We start from the raw sequence: 15,360 nt of genomic DNA, 5'->3' as shown, positions 1-15,360 counted from the left end.
TGTAACTGTTCAGCATGGGGTCGTAACTCCCATGACAAGGGGCACTTTTCGCCATCCCTGGCCGTTTGATTGGCGCCCTCCCTGGCGCCAAACACCCTTGTCATGGGAGTTACGCCCCCACGAGAGGGATAGATACAAATCACTAAAGAGAGGGTAGCCGGGCCGGCGGAGCGGTCAACGCCTCATCGTAGAAAACGTCTGCAAGGCCGGTCCGCTGACGGCCGTCACGCACCAACCCGCCAATCAGCGATTCATCAGCCGTCCCCCACCAGTTGCCTGTGGCGTCCAGGGGAGTATTTCCGTCGTTGATGACGGCATAGGTCCCATTGCCGGATAGATCATTGGCCCTCAAGGTCCCACGGGAATTCAGCCAGCGCACCCCCGAGCGCCCGTTGCCGGTCACAAGATTATGCGTTCCATCCAGCTCCGAATCTTCAAGAAAGATGCCATGTTCGCTATTGTCGGCAATATGGTTGCCGCGTACCTCGGCCCGAGAGCGCTGCAGGTACAGCCCGCGCCGATTGCGCACAAGATGATTGTCTTCGGCAAGCAGAGTTGAGTCGCGCAGATGGACGCCATTGATGGCATTGTCCTCAATCACGCAGTCGGTCAACCGCAGATCGGTATACAGGCAGCGCAGCCCCCAGTAGCTCCCGGAAATCCGGGATTGCTCGATGATCACATCGGAATCGCGAAACTGCAGGCCGTTGAAGTTCTCAAGGATCAGGCATCGCCTCAGGGTCACGGTCGACTCCTGAAACTGCAGCCCGCGGACATTGTGGCGAAAAATACAGTCCGTGACCGCAACGCTGGAAAAATGTGCGTGATAGCCGCGATAGCCGTACTCCATAATGCAATGCACCAGACGGTTATCCCCTTCGGACATCATCATGTTGATGGCGCCCCATGCCCCGGCGAACGGCACCCTCCGGGCGGAGGTAAAGACGATGGGATTCTCTTCGGTTCCGACAGCATCAAGACGTCCCTGGATGAAAATCTCATGTTCGCCGATGCCGTCGCCGTTGCTGTCCATGAAGGTAAAGCTGATGCGAGTTCCCGGGCGAATTTCCAGCACCACCTCCGGAGCGACGGTAAGGACGCCATCGATGAGCACCTCACCCTGCCAGACCGTATCCTGCCACAGGGTCTGTTCGCCGCGATAGACCGTCTCGGCAGCCGCGGGTAACGCCCAGGACAACAGTAGGCAGAGAAGGAAAAGGACTCGTTTCACAGGTGTTCCCCCGGCGTGGAAAACACGCGGTGCGAGATGACATTTCCTTCAAGTTCGATTTCCTCAGCGGCAAAATCGGAGCGAATCGAAACCACCCCGATACCGTTGTTCCAAACCTGGTTGCCACGAAATTCGGGAGCGCTGGTCTCGTCGATAAACAGCCCCTCCTCTTCATTCGAGGCAATGACATTATCTTCGAGCCTCGGGCGCGCGCCCCACCAGAAGAACAGACCGCTTTCCCCCTGCTCGAACCGATTGCCGCGCACAAGCGACCGACTCCCCTCCCCCTGGAAAACAGCACCGTAGCGGCAGCGCTCAAAGCGGCTGTCTTCAATGATCGGAGAGGCATCGGTCAGTGTCACGCCAGCTTCTGCCGCCGAGATTACGGCGTGACTTACATGCCCCTGTGCTCCGCGGTCGAACAGCAGCCCCGACCAGGCGGCGTCACCATTGACCGGTTCCTCCGCAGGCAGAAAATATACCGGTTTTGAGCGAGTGCCTTCGACTCTAAGGGTGCCGCGTACCTGCAGTTCCGTATGGGAGGAAAGCCATTCCGGCTCGATTTTGGTACTTCTGGAGGGACGGATGAAAACAACGGTACCGGCCCTGATGGTCAGGGTGCGACCGGAGGGGACGATCAGATCGTCATCAAGCAAGACCTTCCCCTGCCACACCGTATCCTCTTGCAAATAGCCGTAATACGAGGAGAGGTTCCGCCACTGAACTTCCTGGGGCGCCGGCGGAGATTTCGGACTCGAACAGCCAACGCCGATTGAAAAAAATACAACCGCGAAAATCAGGCAGACAAAACGCATGATCAGATCCACCTCTGCGACATGAGGAAACGGCGGGCCTCCGCAGCAGGGGGCTTTCCTTGCTGGACGCGATCGCGCAGGCCGGCCAGTTGCTCGGCGGTCAACAGGGAGCCGAGTTTGCGCAGTGCCGGTGCGACGGTGGTAAACTGCAGATCATGAAGGGGCCGTGGTCCTGAGAGCAGATAAATAAGGTCGCCCACGCCGATCAGGACGTCGAACCCTGCAGCAGGTGTTTCGACCGGCACCAGATCAACCTCCTCATCTTCCAGCGCATCCAGAGGGGACTTCCCCTTCAACTCGACACGAACCGTCTCGACGCCAGTCTTTTCGCGCACATAAAGGGAAACCAGCTCATAAAAAACACTATCCAGTGAATCCGAACCGACGCCAACGTAAAGTTTGGGACCGTAGCAGGCCTGCGCGGGATGAGGAAAAAACAGTGCAGTCACCAGCACCCATATTGGAATCAACCCTAAGCCGTGGCGCAGAAATGGCAGTTGTTTTTTTACGGCTGCAAAGCTGGAGACCATGAGACGCGTTCCTTCGATCCGGCGGAAAAGAGAGTCAAGACGAAATCGAGCAAGCAACGTACCAGAAAGGGAAATCGCAGAAGCCCCCCTTTTCTCACAGAGACGCCTCTCCTGATGACAGATATCTGTCATTCGGTCCGTTCATGCAGACCGTATTTTTCCATTTTATAGCGCAAGGTGGTCCGCTTAATACCGAGCACTTCAGCGGTGCGCGTTTGCGAGCCCCTTTCCCGCCGGAGAGTCTGGACGATCAATTGACGCTCCAGATCCTCGAGAATCTCCGTCAGGCCGCCGCCGCGCTCTGGAACCGTCAGGCAGATTTCATCCTGGTCCCGGATATCCTGGGGCAGTTCGCGCGGCGTCACCATGCCGTTGCGCGACATGACAACCGCCCGCTCCATAGCGTTCTGGAGTTCGCGCACATTGCCCGGCCATTCATACGCCAGCAGGCATGAAAGGGCGCGCGGGGAAATGTCTTCAATCGCCCGGCCCATCTCTGCGCTGAAGTGGTTCAAAAAATGCCGGGCCAGAGGTTCGATGTCCTCGCGCCGCTCACGCAGCGGCGGGACATGGATATTGACAACATTGAGGCGATAATAGAGATCTTCACGGAAACGGCCGAGGCGCACCTTTTCAGCGAGATCCTTGTTGGTCGCCGCCACCAGCCGTACATCGCAGCGGATCGTGCGGGCACCGCCGACCCGCTCGAACTCATGTTCCTGAATGACACGCAGCAGCTTGACCTGGGCATTGAGGCTCATCTCCGCCACTTCATCGATGAAAAGCGTCCCTTCATGGGCCAGCTCGAAACGCCCTTTTCTGGTCGCGACGGCCCCGGTGAATGCGCCCTTTTCATGCCCGAAAAGTTCGCTTTCAAGAACACCTTCGCTCAGAGCAGCGCAGTTCAGGACAATGAAAGGCTTGTCTTTACGGGGAGAGTTGTAGTGAATGGAGCGCGCCAGAAGTTCCTTGCCGGTACCGCTTTCGCCGGTAATGAGAACATTGGCCGTGCTTGCGGCGACAGACGAGGCGATCTCGAATGTCTCCTTCATGTTCGCTGCACCGCCGATGATCCCATCGAAGCTGTAGCGCCGCTCAAGCTGCTGATGCAGATAGCGGTTTTCGGCGAGCAGCCGCTCGCGCTCCAGGGCCTTGGCCACCGTCAGCTTGATCTCGTCGGTATCAAAGGGTTTGGTGATATAATCGTAGGCGCCGGAGCGCAGGGCCTTGATGGCGCTGTCCACCGTCCCATAAGCGGTGACCATGATCACGGGCAGGGCCGGGTTGAAATCCTTGATCCGGGCGAGCAACTCAAGCCCGTCCATCTCCGGCATCCGGATATCGAGGACGGCCAGGTCGATTTCTTCCGCCCCCAGCTCACGCAGCGCCAGCGATCCGCTTTCAACCGCAACGGCATCATATCCTTCACGGGCAAGAATGCGCGTCAACAGGCGCCGCATGCCCTGCTCGTCATCGACTATGAGTATTCTTTCTCCAGCCATAGAACCTGTCTTCAAATTGCAGCATCGGTGGATTGTCGGCGATGGTATACGCGGTTTTTGCCTTCTTCCCTGGCTTGATACATCAGAGAATCGACCGCCTGCAACAGATCCTGCGCATTCTCCCCGTCACATGGAAACTGGGCAACTCCCACGCTGACGGTCAACCCTTCGCGGTCCCCGCCGCGCAACCGCCCCCGTGTGCCATCTTCAACAGCCTGGCGGGCGACTTCGATAATATCGCAGCACTCTCCCGACTCTCTCAAGGAGTCCATGCGGCCGGGTTCTTCTCTGCCAGGATTGGCAGGATCTGAATTCTTCAAAATGGAACCTCCGGGCAAAAACGAAATGCGACTTCAAGTTTTCGCCGTTGCTGCAAAAGTCGCGGGAAACTCGAAGCCGGCACAGACAATCACCGACTCGCTCTTCCCCTTGACACCCGCGACATATTGTGGTTTAAATTCGCCAAAGCACTAAATATAGTCTTCAAATTGGTATCCAAAGATTTTCATTTTAATACTTCTCCCCCTGGTTTTGGCAAGTAAAAATCGCTGATAAATTCTCTTCTCCCACAAGGATCACCTGCATGAAAAAGACAAAACAGAGCCCGAGCCCCGCGCTTTCAGCGAATGCACGCACTGTTCTGGAACGGCGCTACCTGCGTCGCGACGCCGACGGCAAAATCCTTGAGACTCCGGAGGACATGTTCAGACGCGTGGCACAAACTATCGCTTCAGCTGAAACACGTCTGGAAACTGGCACTGATGCCGCAAAGCTCGAAGAACAATTCTATCGGATGATGGTCGAACTTGACTTTCTTCCCAACTCCCCGACCCTGATGAATGCAGGGCGGGAACTTGGTCAGCTTTCCGCCTGTTTTGTGCTGCCGGTGGACGACTCCATGGAAAGCATCTTCGAGGCCATCAAGCATACGGCCCTGATTCACAAAAGCGGCGGCGGTACCGGGTTCTCCTTTTCCCGCATCCGCCCCGCCAACGACGTGGTGGCTTCCACCAGCGGCGTCTCATCGGGCCCGCTCTCCTTCATGAAAGTATTCGATGCCGCCACTGAAACCATCAAACAGGGCGGCACCCGGCGCGGCGCCAACATGGGGATTCTGCGGGTCGACCACCCCGACATCATGGATTTCATCATGTGCAAGCGCGACCAGCGCGTGCTGACCAATTTCAACATTTCGGTGGGGTTGACTGAGGATTTCATGAAAGCCGTCGAGGAAGACGGCGAATACGATCTGCTCAATCCCCGCGACGGTCGCCTGATCAAAAAGCTCTCCGCCCGCAAGGTGTTCGAGCACATCGTCGATCTCGCCTGGAACAACGGCGAGCCCGGAATCATCTTTCTCGATCGCCTCAACCGCGATAATCCGACCCCCCATGTCGGTGAAATCGAGAGCACCAATCCCTGCGGCGAACAGCCGCTGCTCCCCTACGAATCCTGCAACCTGGGCTCCATCAACCTGGCTCGTATGTGTAATGACGGCGATATCGACTGGGACAAGCTCGGTCGCACAGTTCGACTGGCGACGCGCTTTCTCGACAACGTTATCGAAGTCAACAAATACCCATTGGCCCAGATCGACGAGATGACCCGCGCCAACCGCAAGATCGGCCTGGGGGTCATGGGCTGGGCGGATATGCTGATCAAGCTGGGGCTGCCTTACAACAGCACCGATGCGGCACGCCTGGGCGAAAAAGTCATGAAGTTCATCCAGGACACAGCCCATGAAACCTCCGCCGACCTGGCCGAAGAGCGGGGACCGTTCCCCAATTTCAACGGCAGCATCTACGACAAGCCCGGTGTGCGCCCGGTGCGCAACGCCACCTGCACCACCATCGCCCCGACCGGCACGATCTCCATTATCGCCGGGTCTTCCAGCGGCATCGAGCCGCTGTTCGCCGTCAGCTACGTGCGCCAGGTGCTTGACAACGACATCCTGGTCGAAGTCCATCCCCTGTTTGAACAGATTGCGAAAGAGATGGATTTCTACTCTCCCGAACTGATGAAAAAAATAGCCGAACACGGCACTCTGCGGGATCTGCCCGAAATTCCCGAAGATATCCGCAAGGTGTTCGTCACCGCGCACGACATCACGCCGGAAGACCACATCCGTATGCAGTCGGCCTTCCAGAAATACACCGACAACGCGGTATCAAAAACGGTCAATTTCTGCCACGACGCCACCCGTGAGGATGTTGCGATGGTTTATCAGCTGGCCTATCGCTCCGGCTGCAAAGGCGTCACCATCTACCGCGACGGCTCCCGGGACCAGCAGGTTCTTTCGGTTGCGAAGAGCGAACAGAAAAAAGCCGAGGATGCCCCTCTGCCCATGGAAGCACACAAGAAGGGACGCAAGCGCGACCGCCCCAGGGCGCTGCGCGGCAGCACCTACCAGATGGAGACCGGCTGCGGACCGCTCTATATCACCATCAACGAAGACAAGGACGGGCTGTTCGAGCTGTTCACCACCATGGGCAAAGCCGGCGGCTGCGCCGCCAGCCAGTGCGAAGCGATCGGGCGCCTGGTCTCCCTCGCCTGGCGCTCCGGCGTGCAGGCCCGTCAGGCGGTCAAGCAGATGATCGGCATTACCTGTCACAAACCGGCCGGTTTCGGCGAAAATCGCGTGACCAGTTGTGCTGATGCCGTCGCCAAGGCGATCCAGCTTCACCTGATGGAGTACGGCGAAGACAAGGTCGTGGAAAACCGCAACGGCGGCGCCTGCCCTGAATGCGGCGGCCCAGTCGAGCATGAGGGCGGCTGCTGCGTCTGCCATGCCTGCGGCTACAGTGAGTGTGCCTGATCGAAAGCCTGAAACCGTGAGGGGTGAGGAGAAAAATCGTAAAGCTTCAAATGGGCAGTTCCCTGGCGATCTCACGGATCCAGGAAAAGATCAGGCATTAAGGGAAAGGCGGGTCTCACGACCCGCCCCCTGAAACGCAAAAAGCCCCGCGATTGCTCGCGGGGCTTTTTGCGTTGACAAGAAATCTATATAATGATCAGACCTTGCGCACGTTAGCAGATTGGGGGCCTTTTTGACCCTGGGTCACGTCAAATTCAACGCGCTCACCTTCGGCGAGGCTTTTGAACCCGTCGCCACCAATTGCACTGAAATGCACGAAAACATCAGGTCCGTTATCCTGCTCAATAAAACCGAACCCCTTGGCATCGTTAAACCATTTGACTGTACCTTGTGCCATGTTCTTTGCTCCTTTTGTGTCCCCATCGGGGACTTCTCTTGAACCGTTGCGCAGTGAAGATTAGCCACAAAAAAACCGTACGACCAACGAGGTCTGTACGGAATCGTTTACGGACTGACCATCAATCTGTGTGGCAGCCTGTCGCTGCGCAATCTTTACGTTGACTAGTTTGTATCACGAGCGTTCAAATGAATGCAACACAATTCGTAAGCCTGAAACAAAAAAGGCAAGTTTTCGGCCTAAACCCTCACGGAGCACTCAAATGAATGGTTCTTCCAACCCGCAGATACTCAGCCGCTGCCCCTGGGTTGATCTCTCAATGCCCGATTATGTCGCCTATCATGACGACGAATGGGGCGTCCCCGTCCACGACGACCGTCTCCTGTTCGAATTCCAGGTGCTGGAATCGGCACAGGCGGGACTTTCCTGGTATACCGTGCTGCGCAAAAGGGAGAACTATCGGATTGCTTTCGATTATTTTGATCCTGGGACAGTCGCGCGCTACAACGACAAAAAAATTGAACAACTGCTTGGAAATCCCGGCATCATCCGCAATCGGGCAAAAATTGCCTCTTCCATCAACAACGCGAAACGCTTTCTCCAGGTTCAGGAAGATTTCGGCAGCTTTGACGCCTACGTGTGGCGCTTTGTGGACGGGCTCCCCAAAGTGAACAGTCTGCGCAATCTATCCGATTATCCGGCGAGCTCGCCTGAATCCGACGCACTGAGCCGGGATCTCAAGCAACGCGGCTTCACATTCGTCGGCTCAACCATCTGTTATGCCTTCATGCAGGCAACCGGACTGGTCAATGACCACAGCCTTGACTGTTTTCGGAGGGTAGAGATTCTGAGCGGGTATTCGTAGCCTCGAAACTGCCCTCCCTGTCGGATTCAGGTGCTTCCCTCGTCTGCTGCCATGTCCCGGTCTGCCAATCGAAGTGCTCCCGCGGGCGAAAATGATCCTTGTACCCCATACGCGAGCAACCGGGCACATAATACCCCAGATAATAGTAGGGAAGCCCCAGGCTGCGGGCATGCTCGATCTCTTTTAATACGCTGTAGGTGCCGGGACTCAGTTCGGAATAGGCGGGGTCGAAAAAGAAATAGACACTGTTGAGGCAATCGTGGCCCTGATCGAGAAAGCCGGCGCCGATCAGCTTACCGTCAAGGTAGACTTCCGTTTGCAGGGCGGGACAGGCAGGCATATAAAAGTTGTAGAGGAAATCTTCAGGGTCGGTTTTTTCGCCGAAGCGCCCCTCGGAATGGCGGCGGTAGAGATCGTAAATCTGGTCGGTGAGATTCAAGGAATCGAATCGAACCTGCAGGTCACCCGCTTTTCGCAGCACCCGGCGCTGGCTGCGCGAGGGGGCAAACTCGCCGGTCCGGACCCGCAGCGGAATGCATTGCCGGCAGGATTGACATTCAGGGCGGAAAAAATAAAGACCGAATTTACGCCATCCCTGGGCCAGCAAGCCGGAGATTTCATCGGCATCGACCTTTCCGGCCAGAAAATAGCGGTAGCTTTTATACAATCCAGGCAGATAAGGGCAATCGGTCGGTTCCTCAATCTGCTCCGGTTGAAATATCCGCATACTTGCAAAAGCCCTTTCCGTTTGCGATAGTGCAGAATTAAACATATCCTTCAATTTGCGTCAATCATCCTTGTCGTATACTTTTCATGCACGATGCAAAGAACCTCAGGAAAATATTCGCTAAACATCCCGCGCGCTTGATCGACGAAGGTCAAAAACGTCGTGCGGCAGTGGCTGCGATATTACACCAGAGAGACAGCGACACTGAAATTCTGTTCATTGAGCGCGCACACAGAATAGGCGACCCATGGTCAGGGGACCTCGGTTTTCCGGGAGGGCGTTGCGAACCTCCAGACCGCTCTCCCCGTCACACCGCGGAGCGGGAAACACTTGAAGAAATCGGCATCGATCTGACCCGCCATGAGTATCTGGGACAACTCGATGACATCTCCGGTGCTCATGCTCCCATCATCGTATCCTGTTTCGTCTACATGACATCGCAACGCCCGGCGCCGTCCATAAATCACGAGGTGACAACAACCTTCTGGGTTTCGCTGGATGATCTGTGCGATGACCGCCGGCACGGTGAATTTCCTGTACGGTTCCGCGAAATCGACCTGGTGCGCCCTGCCATTGAACTACCTCTGATTCGCGGACCGGTCTTGTGGGGAATAACCTATCGCCTGGTCATCTCCCTGCTTAACCGCCTTGGGTGTGCACCTCCAATCCGGTCCAATGATGACTCGACCAACCAGCCTGCCCCCCCCGAAGTGAACTGCCAAAATTTGTCACAAGAAGTGACAATCTCCGCCCTTTTCCAACCATACTACAAAGAGTTACATTCACTTTCTACGATTTTGAAAATACTGAATTTGAATTTTTTATATTTAATTTTATTTAATTTCAAGGGGTTGACGAACGAGACGAAGTCTCATTATTGTTTTTTATTTTTTTGGCATTTCGGTTGCAGAAGCTATAAAGCAAGAACCCATCGATTTTTTGCCCCGGTGCTATCCTCCTCCTGAGCCCGGGGCATTTTTTTGCCCGCTCACTCACCCGTCACGCAACGCCCCTCAAAAAATTTCTGTATACTCCATCAGTCTGTTATGATTCTTCAACGATGATGGCGTCGCCATCCTCTGATTTTTTGCGAGTGCGTCAACGATGGCGTTGCAAAAACTCGCCAACTGCTGCACTGCCGATGGTTGATCGCAAGAGGAGCCCCCGAATGGAAAACACCCCCACTCGCCGCAAAGCCTGGTTTGGCTGGTGTATGTACGATTGGGCCAATTCCGCCTTTGCCACGATCATCATGGCGGCGGTCTTCCCGGTCTATTTTGCCGCCCTGGTGCCGGAAGGCGGTGCTTCACTGCCAATCCCGGGTATGTCGCGCACGGTCCCCGCGACCGCGCTGTGGGGCTATATTATCTCATTTTCCATGCTGCTGGTTGCCCTGAGCGCACCGCAAATCGGGGCGGTGGCCGATCGACACGGGGCAAGACGGCGGCTGCTGGTCATCTGCACCCTGTTCGGCGCCACCGCCACGATGCTTCTCGGAGCGACCCGCCCCGGCGACTACCTGCTGGCAGGCGGCCTGTTTATCCTCGCCAATTATGGCTTTGCCACGGGGAACATCTTTTACAATTCCTTTCTTCCCGCACTCGCATCAGGAAAACAACTCGACCGCCTCTCCTCCTACGGCTTTGCCCTGGGATATATCGGTGGGGGGCTGGCCCTGGCGCTGGTGTTCGTCATGATCCAATGGCATGAAGTGTTCGGCTTTGCCGATGCAGGCAGCGCCACCCGCGCGGGATTCGTGCTCACCGGCGCCTGGTGGGGGCTGTTTGCCATCCCGACCTTTTTCTGGATGCGCGAAACGGCCCTGCCCCAAAGCCCAGCACCACTAATGCGAGGGTTTCGGCAATACCTGGCCACTTTTGCCGAAATCCGCCGCTACCCTCAACTGTTCCTGTTCCTCATTGCCTTCCTCTGCTACAACGACGGTATTCAGACCGTGATCGTGGTCTCCGCCATCTTCGGAAAGGAGGAACTCGGTTTAAGCCAGGGGACAATCCTCGCCTGCTTTCTGATGATCCAGTTTCTGGCCATGCCGGGAACACTTTTTTTCGGCCGCGTTGCTGAAAAATGGGAAGCGCGCAGAAGCATCCTGATCACACTGTGCCTTTTCGTAGGAGTGACCATTTACGCTTTTTTCATGCAGACAGCTCTCGAATTCTGGATTCTCGCCGCAGTGGTCGCGCTTATTTTTGGCGGCAGCCAGGCGGTCAGCCGCTCACTTTACGGGAGCCTGGTCCCCCCTCACAAATCAGCCGAATTTTTTGGATTCTATGCCATCAGCAATAAATTCGCCTCAATCCTTGGCCCATTGACGTTCGGCCTGATTGCCGATCTCACCGGCTCGGCACGCTTGTCGATTCTGTCCCTGATCATCTTTTTCATCGTGGGCATCATTCTGCTGCTGCGGGTGGATGTCGCCCGCGGGCAGGCCCTTGCTCAAGGAGAACCCCCATGAAATCGCATTATTTCGACCCGCCCCGACCGCGTCTTTTCGGGCATCGGGGTGACAGCGCCCACTATCCTGAAAATACCTTGCCCGCCTTTCAATCCGCGGTCGATGCCGGCATGGCGTACCTGGAACTAGACATCTGGACCAGTCGCGACGGCCGGATTGTGGTGCACCACGATCCCGATTTTTCAAGGCTTTGCGGCGTTGAGCACAATGTCGGCGATCTGTCTTTAGAGGAAATACGCTCGTTGGATGCAGGCTTCAACTTCTGCCTGGGCGACGGAGGCCAATTTCCCTTTCGCGCAAAAGGAATCCGTATTGCCACCCTGGAGGAGGTTCTGGTTGAGTTTCCTCAGACGCGGATCAATATCGAAATCAAGCAGAGAGATCCGCCTCTTGAACAATCTCTGGTAAAATTGATCCACGATTGCCGCGCCAAGCAGCGTGTGCTGATCGCTTCGGAGAAAGACGAAGTCCTGCAGAGAGTTCGACCCCTGTGCCCTGAGATTCCGACCAATCTCGGATATGCCGAGACCGCCGGTTTTTTTGACTGGTTGCAGAAAGGCTGTGCAGAACCTTTCCATACCCCCGGCAACGCTCTGCAAATCCCGTCTCACTATCAGGGGCAACCGCTGGTGTTTCCGGCCTCTGTCAAAGCCGCTCATCAACTCGGGCTCGAGGTTCATGTATGGACAATCAACGCGCCGGATGAGATGCGGACCCTGCTTGATTGCGGAGTTGACGGATTGATGAGTGACGATCCGAAGCTTCTTGCGCAGGTTGCCAAAACCGGACTTGAAATGTAGAAATGTAATGGTTCAGCATGGACCGCAGGACTCGGCGCGTATTTGTTGGTGAGAATCGTTACGATTTTCTTTGAATATTACCCATGGAGGAAAACATGAAGACCATCGCTTTACTGGCCAGCCCCCATAGGCTTAAAGGCAACACGGCGGGTTTGATGAATTTTGTCATTGAGGGCGCGCAAAAGGCCGGCGCTGAGACTGAAATCATCTGCCTGGACGGTCACAATGTTCAGGCCTGCAACGGCTGCGACGTCTGCCACCGTAACGGTACCTGCGCCCAGAAAGATGCCTTCGAAGAGATCAAAAAGAAAATCGAGCAAGCCGATGGCGTTATCCTCGGCAGCCCGAACTATATCTTTTCAGTCAGCGCCCAACTCAAGGCATTTATGGATCGCTGCTGCGGCATCGTCCACTGCCTGTCCTTCGAAGGGAAATACGGCGCTTCGGTGGTGACCTCGGGAGGTGGCGGCGACGACCCGATTATTCAGTATATGAACCGCTTCCTGCTGGTCACGGGAATCCACCCCATCGGCGGCGTGCACGCCACCATGGCGGCCCTGCCCAATGGAGAATTCACCGAAGGAATCAAAAACCGGGCACGCGAACTCGGCGCAGACCTGGTTGCAGCCTGGCGGGAAAAACGCACCGACCCCGAGGTCACCATGGAGATGAACGCCTTCCGCAAGCGTATGCGCGAGTTGGTGTTCTGGAAAAAAGAGGAGTGGACCTACGAATACAACCTCTGGCAGAACCGACATGAGGAGATCGAATCCGCCAAGGCGTCAGAGGACCAACGGTTATAAACCTACTCGACCTCTGGCGCTGCAAAACGCTGAAAATATATTGAAAGCACGTTCGGTATGCAGCACACGCAAAAAAGGCTCCCCTTCTTCGGGAGCCTTTTTTGCGTGAAGCACAAAGAGATGACCGATCAATCGGACTTTTTCGGCTCATCCGGCGTGTCGCTCTCGTCTTCTGAAGGAAGGAGCATTTCATCGTGCTCATGCATCTTCCAGGGGAGGCTGCCCGGCGAAACATGCAGGAACTGAAGATATTTCTCAAACTGATCCAGAATATCGTCGATGACCTGCTGCTGATCGAAACCGTAGATATCGTAGGACTGTCCGCCGCGCCGCAGAAAAACCTCGGCGCGGTAATAATGCTTGATCTTTTCATCATCCGTTTCGATTTCAGGGTAGGCAAAAGAGGGCACCAGGTGCTCACACATGCGGATATCATAGATGAAATCGATCTGCCCTTCGATGATGACCTCGATATAGGCCCGTCCCATTTCCGAATCATACGAGATATCCGCGGGCCATCCCTGCTCATCAAGTTCCTTCTGCACATGCTTCATCCCGGGTATAACCCGCTTTTCGAGAAACTCCTGAACCTGTTCGCGGCTGGGAAACTGGACCAGTTCAGCCAGACGTTTTTTCCACTGGCCCGGCCCTGCAGTCGTGCCGTGGCGTGTGCGGTGCATGTGCGCGGCAAGGCTGACTTCGGTATGCCCCTCTATCACCAGCGCACGCCACATGCCAACCGCCGCGATCAACATAATAATCGCGAAAGGAAGGGCACTGGCAATCGTCATCGCCTGCAGCGCTTTCAGCCCCCCTGCAATCAGCAGGGTGGAGGCCACCACGCCTTCCAGGATTGCCCAGAAGGAACGTTGCCAGGCAGGGGTGTGCAGCGCCCCGCCCGAGGCCAGTGAATCAATGACGAGAGAACCGGAGTCCGACGAGGTCACGAAAAAGGTAATGATCAGCACGACCGTCAGAAAAGAAGTGATCGAAGTAAACGGCAGATGCTCATAGAGTTTGAACAAGGCCAGCGCCTGATCGTTCTGCACCTCGGTAATCAGCGACACATAACCTTCTCTCATTATCAGGTGCAGGGCCGTGTCGCCAAAAATCGAGAACCACAGGAAAGTGAACATCGACGGCACCAGCATGACACCCACAACGAACTGGCGAATGGTGCGCCCGCGGCTGATTTTTGCGATAAAAAGTCCGACAAAAGGTGCCCAGGCAATTGTCCAGCCAAAAATAAACAGGGTCCAGTTGCCGATCCAATCGCTGCGGCTGTAGGCCTGCAGGTTAAAAGTCCGCTCAATGATACTATTGAGGTAACTTCCTGTATTCTGTAAAAAAGTTTCGAGAATCATGACGCTGGGACCGGCAATAAAAACAAAAACCATCAGCGAAACCGCCAGACCCATGTTCAGAATGGAAAGGCGCTTGACGCCCTTATCAAGACCTGCAACCACCGATATCAGTGCCGCAGCGGTGATCACGGCTATGGCAATCACCTGAACTGTGATGCCTACTGGAATCGAAGGCCACAGATAATTGATGCCGGCATTGATCTGGGTGACAGACAACCCGAGAGTGGTGGCAATGCCGAACAGAGTACCCAGGATTGCGAACAGGTCGACGGTGTGCCCGATGGGGCCATGGATCCGTTCGCCGATAATCGGATAGAGCGCGGAGCGCATTGAAAGCGGCAGCCCGTGGCGAAAAGAGAAATACGCCAGCACCAGGCCGACCAGGCCGTAAATCGCCCAGATATGGAATCCCCAGTGGAAAAAGGCAATCTGCATCGCCTGTTTCGCAGCGTTGACGGTATTGGCAGCACCTTCAGGCGGGGAGGAATAATGCAGAACCGGCTCGGCCACCCCGAAAAAAAGCAACGCAATGCCATAACCCGCCGAAAACAGCATAGCGAACCAGGCAGGAAAGCTGTATTGGGGGAGCGCATGGTCGGGGCCAAGCTTGATTTTCCCCCATGGGGAAATGCCGACTCCGACAATGAAAACCAGGAAAATCGCGACCGACAGCATGTAGAACCAGCCGAAAGTTCGCGTAATGTAGGCCAACATTGAAGAAAAGACACTGCCGGCCAGTTCCGGATTGCTGATCGTTCCGATGACCAGCAAACCGGAAACAATGACCGCCGGCACAAAAACCGGCACCAGTATTGTCGAACTGATCCCCTTTTTTTCCTCTGTCATTTTCACTCCGATCCGGGAGGAGACCCATAAAGCCCCACCGGGGAACCGGCGGGTTCAGCCATGGCTCCATCCCTCATAAAAATATTAAATGAATTACATCAGCAATCCCGCTGACATAGAGGTTAAATGAATCGGAGGCTATTTCAAGTTCTGAAAAAAAAACAGAAGGATATTGGGAAGATATCGTCGATC

At 55.6% G+C, this 15,360-nt stretch carries 14 protein-coding genes; 6 read left to right on the top strand and 8 right to left on the bottom strand.

All coding sequences use genetic code 11. The features are described 5' to 3' along the window. Positions 1 to 142: 142 nt before the first annotated feature. The 5 genes from GSUB_RS06385 to GSUB_RS06365 form a co-directional block, all read right to left on the bottom strand. On the bottom strand, positions 143 to 1,231 hold the full coding sequence (locus GSUB_RS06385; protein ID WP_040199814.1) for a right-handed parallel beta-helix repeat-containing protein: 1,089 nt from the start codon (positions 1,229 to 1,231) through the stop codon (positions 143 to 145). After that, positions 1,228 to 2,046 (bottom strand): right-handed parallel beta-helix repeat-containing protein, encoded by an 819-nt coding sequence (locus GSUB_RS06380; RefSeq protein WP_144401965.1) that lies wholly within the window; start codon positions 2,044 to 2,046, stop codon positions 1,228 to 1,230. Before GSUB_RS06380 ends, GSUB_RS06385 begins: the two co-directional genes overlap by 4 nt. Before the next feature lie 2 nt (positions 2,047 to 2,048). Then, positions 2,049 to 2,576 (bottom strand): hypothetical protein, encoded by a 528-nt coding sequence (locus tag GSUB_RS06375; protein WP_040199811.1) that lies wholly within the window; start codon positions 2,574 to 2,576, stop codon positions 2,049 to 2,051. 128 nt (positions 2,577 to 2,704) lie between these two features. Then, the gene (locus GSUB_RS06370) at positions 2,705 to 4,078 is read right to left on the bottom strand and encodes a sigma-54-dependent transcriptional regulator (protein WP_040199809.1); all 1,374 of its coding nucleotides are present in this window, start codon (positions 4,076 to 4,078) and stop codon (positions 2,705 to 2,707) included. Between the two features lie 11 nt (positions 4,079 to 4,089). Beyond that, positions 4,090 to 4,398: a diguanylate cyclase domain-containing protein gene (locus GSUB_RS06365; protein ID WP_040199808.1), complete on the bottom strand. Its 309-nt coding sequence runs from the start codon at positions 4,396 to 4,398 to the stop codon at positions 4,090 to 4,092. Between the two features lie 263 nt (positions 4,399 to 4,661). Here GSUB_RS06365 and GSUB_RS06360 point away from each other — a divergent pair, with 263 nt between their 5' ends. Further along, positions 4,662 to 6,893, top strand: coding sequence for a vitamin B12-dependent ribonucleotide reductase (locus GSUB_RS06360; protein WP_040199806.1), 2,232 nt, complete (start codon positions 4,662 to 4,664; stop codon positions 6,891 to 6,893). 196 nt (positions 6,894 to 7,089) lie between these two features. Here the strand turns inward: GSUB_RS06360 and GSUB_RS06355 are convergent, their stop codons facing one another. Then, positions 7,090 to 7,290, bottom strand: coding sequence for a cold-shock protein (locus tag GSUB_RS06355; protein WP_040199805.1), 201 nt, complete (start codon positions 7,288 to 7,290; stop codon positions 7,090 to 7,092). 262 nt (positions 7,291 to 7,552) lie between these two features. Between GSUB_RS06355 and GSUB_RS06350 the strand changes: the two genes are divergently transcribed. Next, positions 7,553 to 8,155: a DNA-3-methyladenine glycosylase I gene (locus tag GSUB_RS06350; RefSeq protein ID WP_040199804.1), complete on the top strand. Its 603-nt coding sequence runs from the start codon at positions 7,553 to 7,555 to the stop codon at positions 8,153 to 8,155. Here the strand turns inward: GSUB_RS06350 and GSUB_RS06345 are convergent. Then, positions 8,097 to 8,882, bottom strand: a complete 786-nt coding sequence (locus tag GSUB_RS06345; protein ID WP_040199803.1) for an arginyltransferase — start codon at positions 8,880 to 8,882, stop codon at positions 8,097 to 8,099. The genes GSUB_RS06350 and GSUB_RS06345 overlap by 59 nt on opposite strands. An 86-nt stretch (positions 8,883 to 8,968) precedes the next feature. On the opposite strand from GSUB_RS06345, the gene GSUB_RS18530 reads away from it, so the two are divergent. The 4 genes from GSUB_RS18530 (at position 8,969) to GSUB_RS06330 (ending at position 12,958) form a co-directional block, all read left to right on the top strand. Then, the gene (locus GSUB_RS18530; RefSeq protein WP_084211798.1) at positions 8,969 to 9,847 is read left to right on the top strand and encodes an NUDIX hydrolase; all 879 of its coding nucleotides are present in this window, start codon (positions 8,969 to 8,971) and stop codon (positions 9,845 to 9,847) included. A gap of 203 nt (positions 9,848 to 10,050) precedes the next feature. After that, positions 10,051 to 11,355, top strand: a complete 1,305-nt coding sequence (locus GSUB_RS06340) for an MFS transporter (RefSeq protein WP_040199802.1) — start codon at positions 10,051 to 10,053, stop codon at positions 11,353 to 11,355. Then, positions 11,352 to 12,155, top strand: coding sequence for a glycerophosphodiester phosphodiesterase family protein (locus GSUB_RS06335; RefSeq protein WP_040199800.1), 804 nt, complete (start codon positions 11,352 to 11,354; stop codon positions 12,153 to 12,155). Before GSUB_RS06340 ends, GSUB_RS06335 begins: the two co-directional genes overlap by 4 nt. Before the next feature lie 95 nt (positions 12,156 to 12,250). Further along, positions 12,251 to 12,958, top strand: a complete 708-nt coding sequence (locus GSUB_RS06330; RefSeq protein WP_052464654.1) for a flavodoxin family protein — start codon at positions 12,251 to 12,253, stop codon at positions 12,956 to 12,958. Positions 12,959 to 13,086: 128 nt separating this feature from the next. Here GSUB_RS06330 and GSUB_RS06325 read toward each other — a convergent pair whose 3' ends face one another. Further along, the gene (locus GSUB_RS06325; RefSeq protein WP_040199798.1) at positions 13,087 to 15,168 is read right to left on the bottom strand and encodes a BCCT family transporter; all 2,082 of its coding nucleotides are present in this window, start codon (positions 15,166 to 15,168) and stop codon (positions 13,087 to 13,089) included. Positions 15,169 to 15,360 lie beyond the last annotated feature (192 nt).

Origin of the sequence: Geoalkalibacter subterraneus (assembly GCF_000827125.1) — a bacterium.
GTDB classification, from domain to species: domain Bacteria; phylum Desulfobacterota; class Desulfuromonadia; order Desulfuromonadales; family Geoalkalibacteraceae; genus Geoalkalibacter_A; species Geoalkalibacter_A subterraneus.
This window is presented reverse-complemented; position numbering and strand designations above follow the sequence as displayed.

What these genes read in the sequence shown, in the direction of transcription:
- GSUB_RS06330 (WP_052464654.1), top strand. Translation starts at nt 12,251, where the DNA reads ATGAAGACCATCGCTTTACTGGCCAGCCCCCATAGGCTTAAAGGCAAC.
- GSUB_RS18530 (WP_084211798.1), top strand. Translation starts at nt 8,969, where the DNA reads ATGCACGATGCAAAGAACCTCAGGAAAATATTCGCTAAACATCCCGCG.
- GSUB_RS06350 (WP_040199804.1), top strand. Translation starts at nt 7,553, where the DNA reads ATGAATGGTTCTTCCAACCCGCAGATACTCAGCCGCTGCCCCTGGGTT.
- GSUB_RS06380 (WP_144401965.1), bottom strand. Translation starts at nt 2,046, where the DNA reads ATGCGTTTTGTCTGCCTGATTTTCGCGGTTGTATTTTTTTCAATCGGC.
- GSUB_RS06375 (WP_040199811.1), bottom strand. Translation starts at nt 2,576, where the DNA reads ATGGTCTCCAGCTTTGCAGCCGTAAAAAAACAACTGCCATTTCTGCGC.
- GSUB_RS06325 (WP_040199798.1), bottom strand. Translation starts at nt 15,168, where the DNA reads ATGACAGAGGAAAAAAAGGGGATCAGTTCGACAATACTGGTGCCGGTT.
- GSUB_RS06335 (WP_040199800.1), top strand. Translation starts at nt 11,352, where the DNA reads ATGAAATCGCATTATTTCGACCCGCCCCGACCGCGTCTTTTCGGGCAT.
- GSUB_RS06340 (WP_040199802.1), top strand. Translation starts at nt 10,051, where the DNA reads ATGGAAAACACCCCCACTCGCCGCAAAGCCTGGTTTGGCTGGTGTATG.
- GSUB_RS06360 (WP_040199806.1), top strand. Translation starts at nt 4,662, where the DNA reads ATGAAAAAGACAAAACAGAGCCCGAGCCCCGCGCTTTCAGCGAATGCA.
- GSUB_RS06370 (WP_040199809.1), bottom strand. Translation starts at nt 4,078, where the DNA reads ATGGCTGGAGAAAGAATACTCATAGTCGATGACGAGCAGGGCATGCGG.
- GSUB_RS06355 (WP_040199805.1), bottom strand. Translation starts at nt 7,290, where the DNA reads ATGGCACAAGGTACAGTCAAATGGTTTAACGATGCCAAGGGGTTCGGT.
- GSUB_RS06345 (WP_040199803.1), bottom strand. Translation starts at nt 8,882, where the DNA reads ATGCGGATATTTCAACCGGAGCAGATTGAGGAACCGACCGATTGCCCT.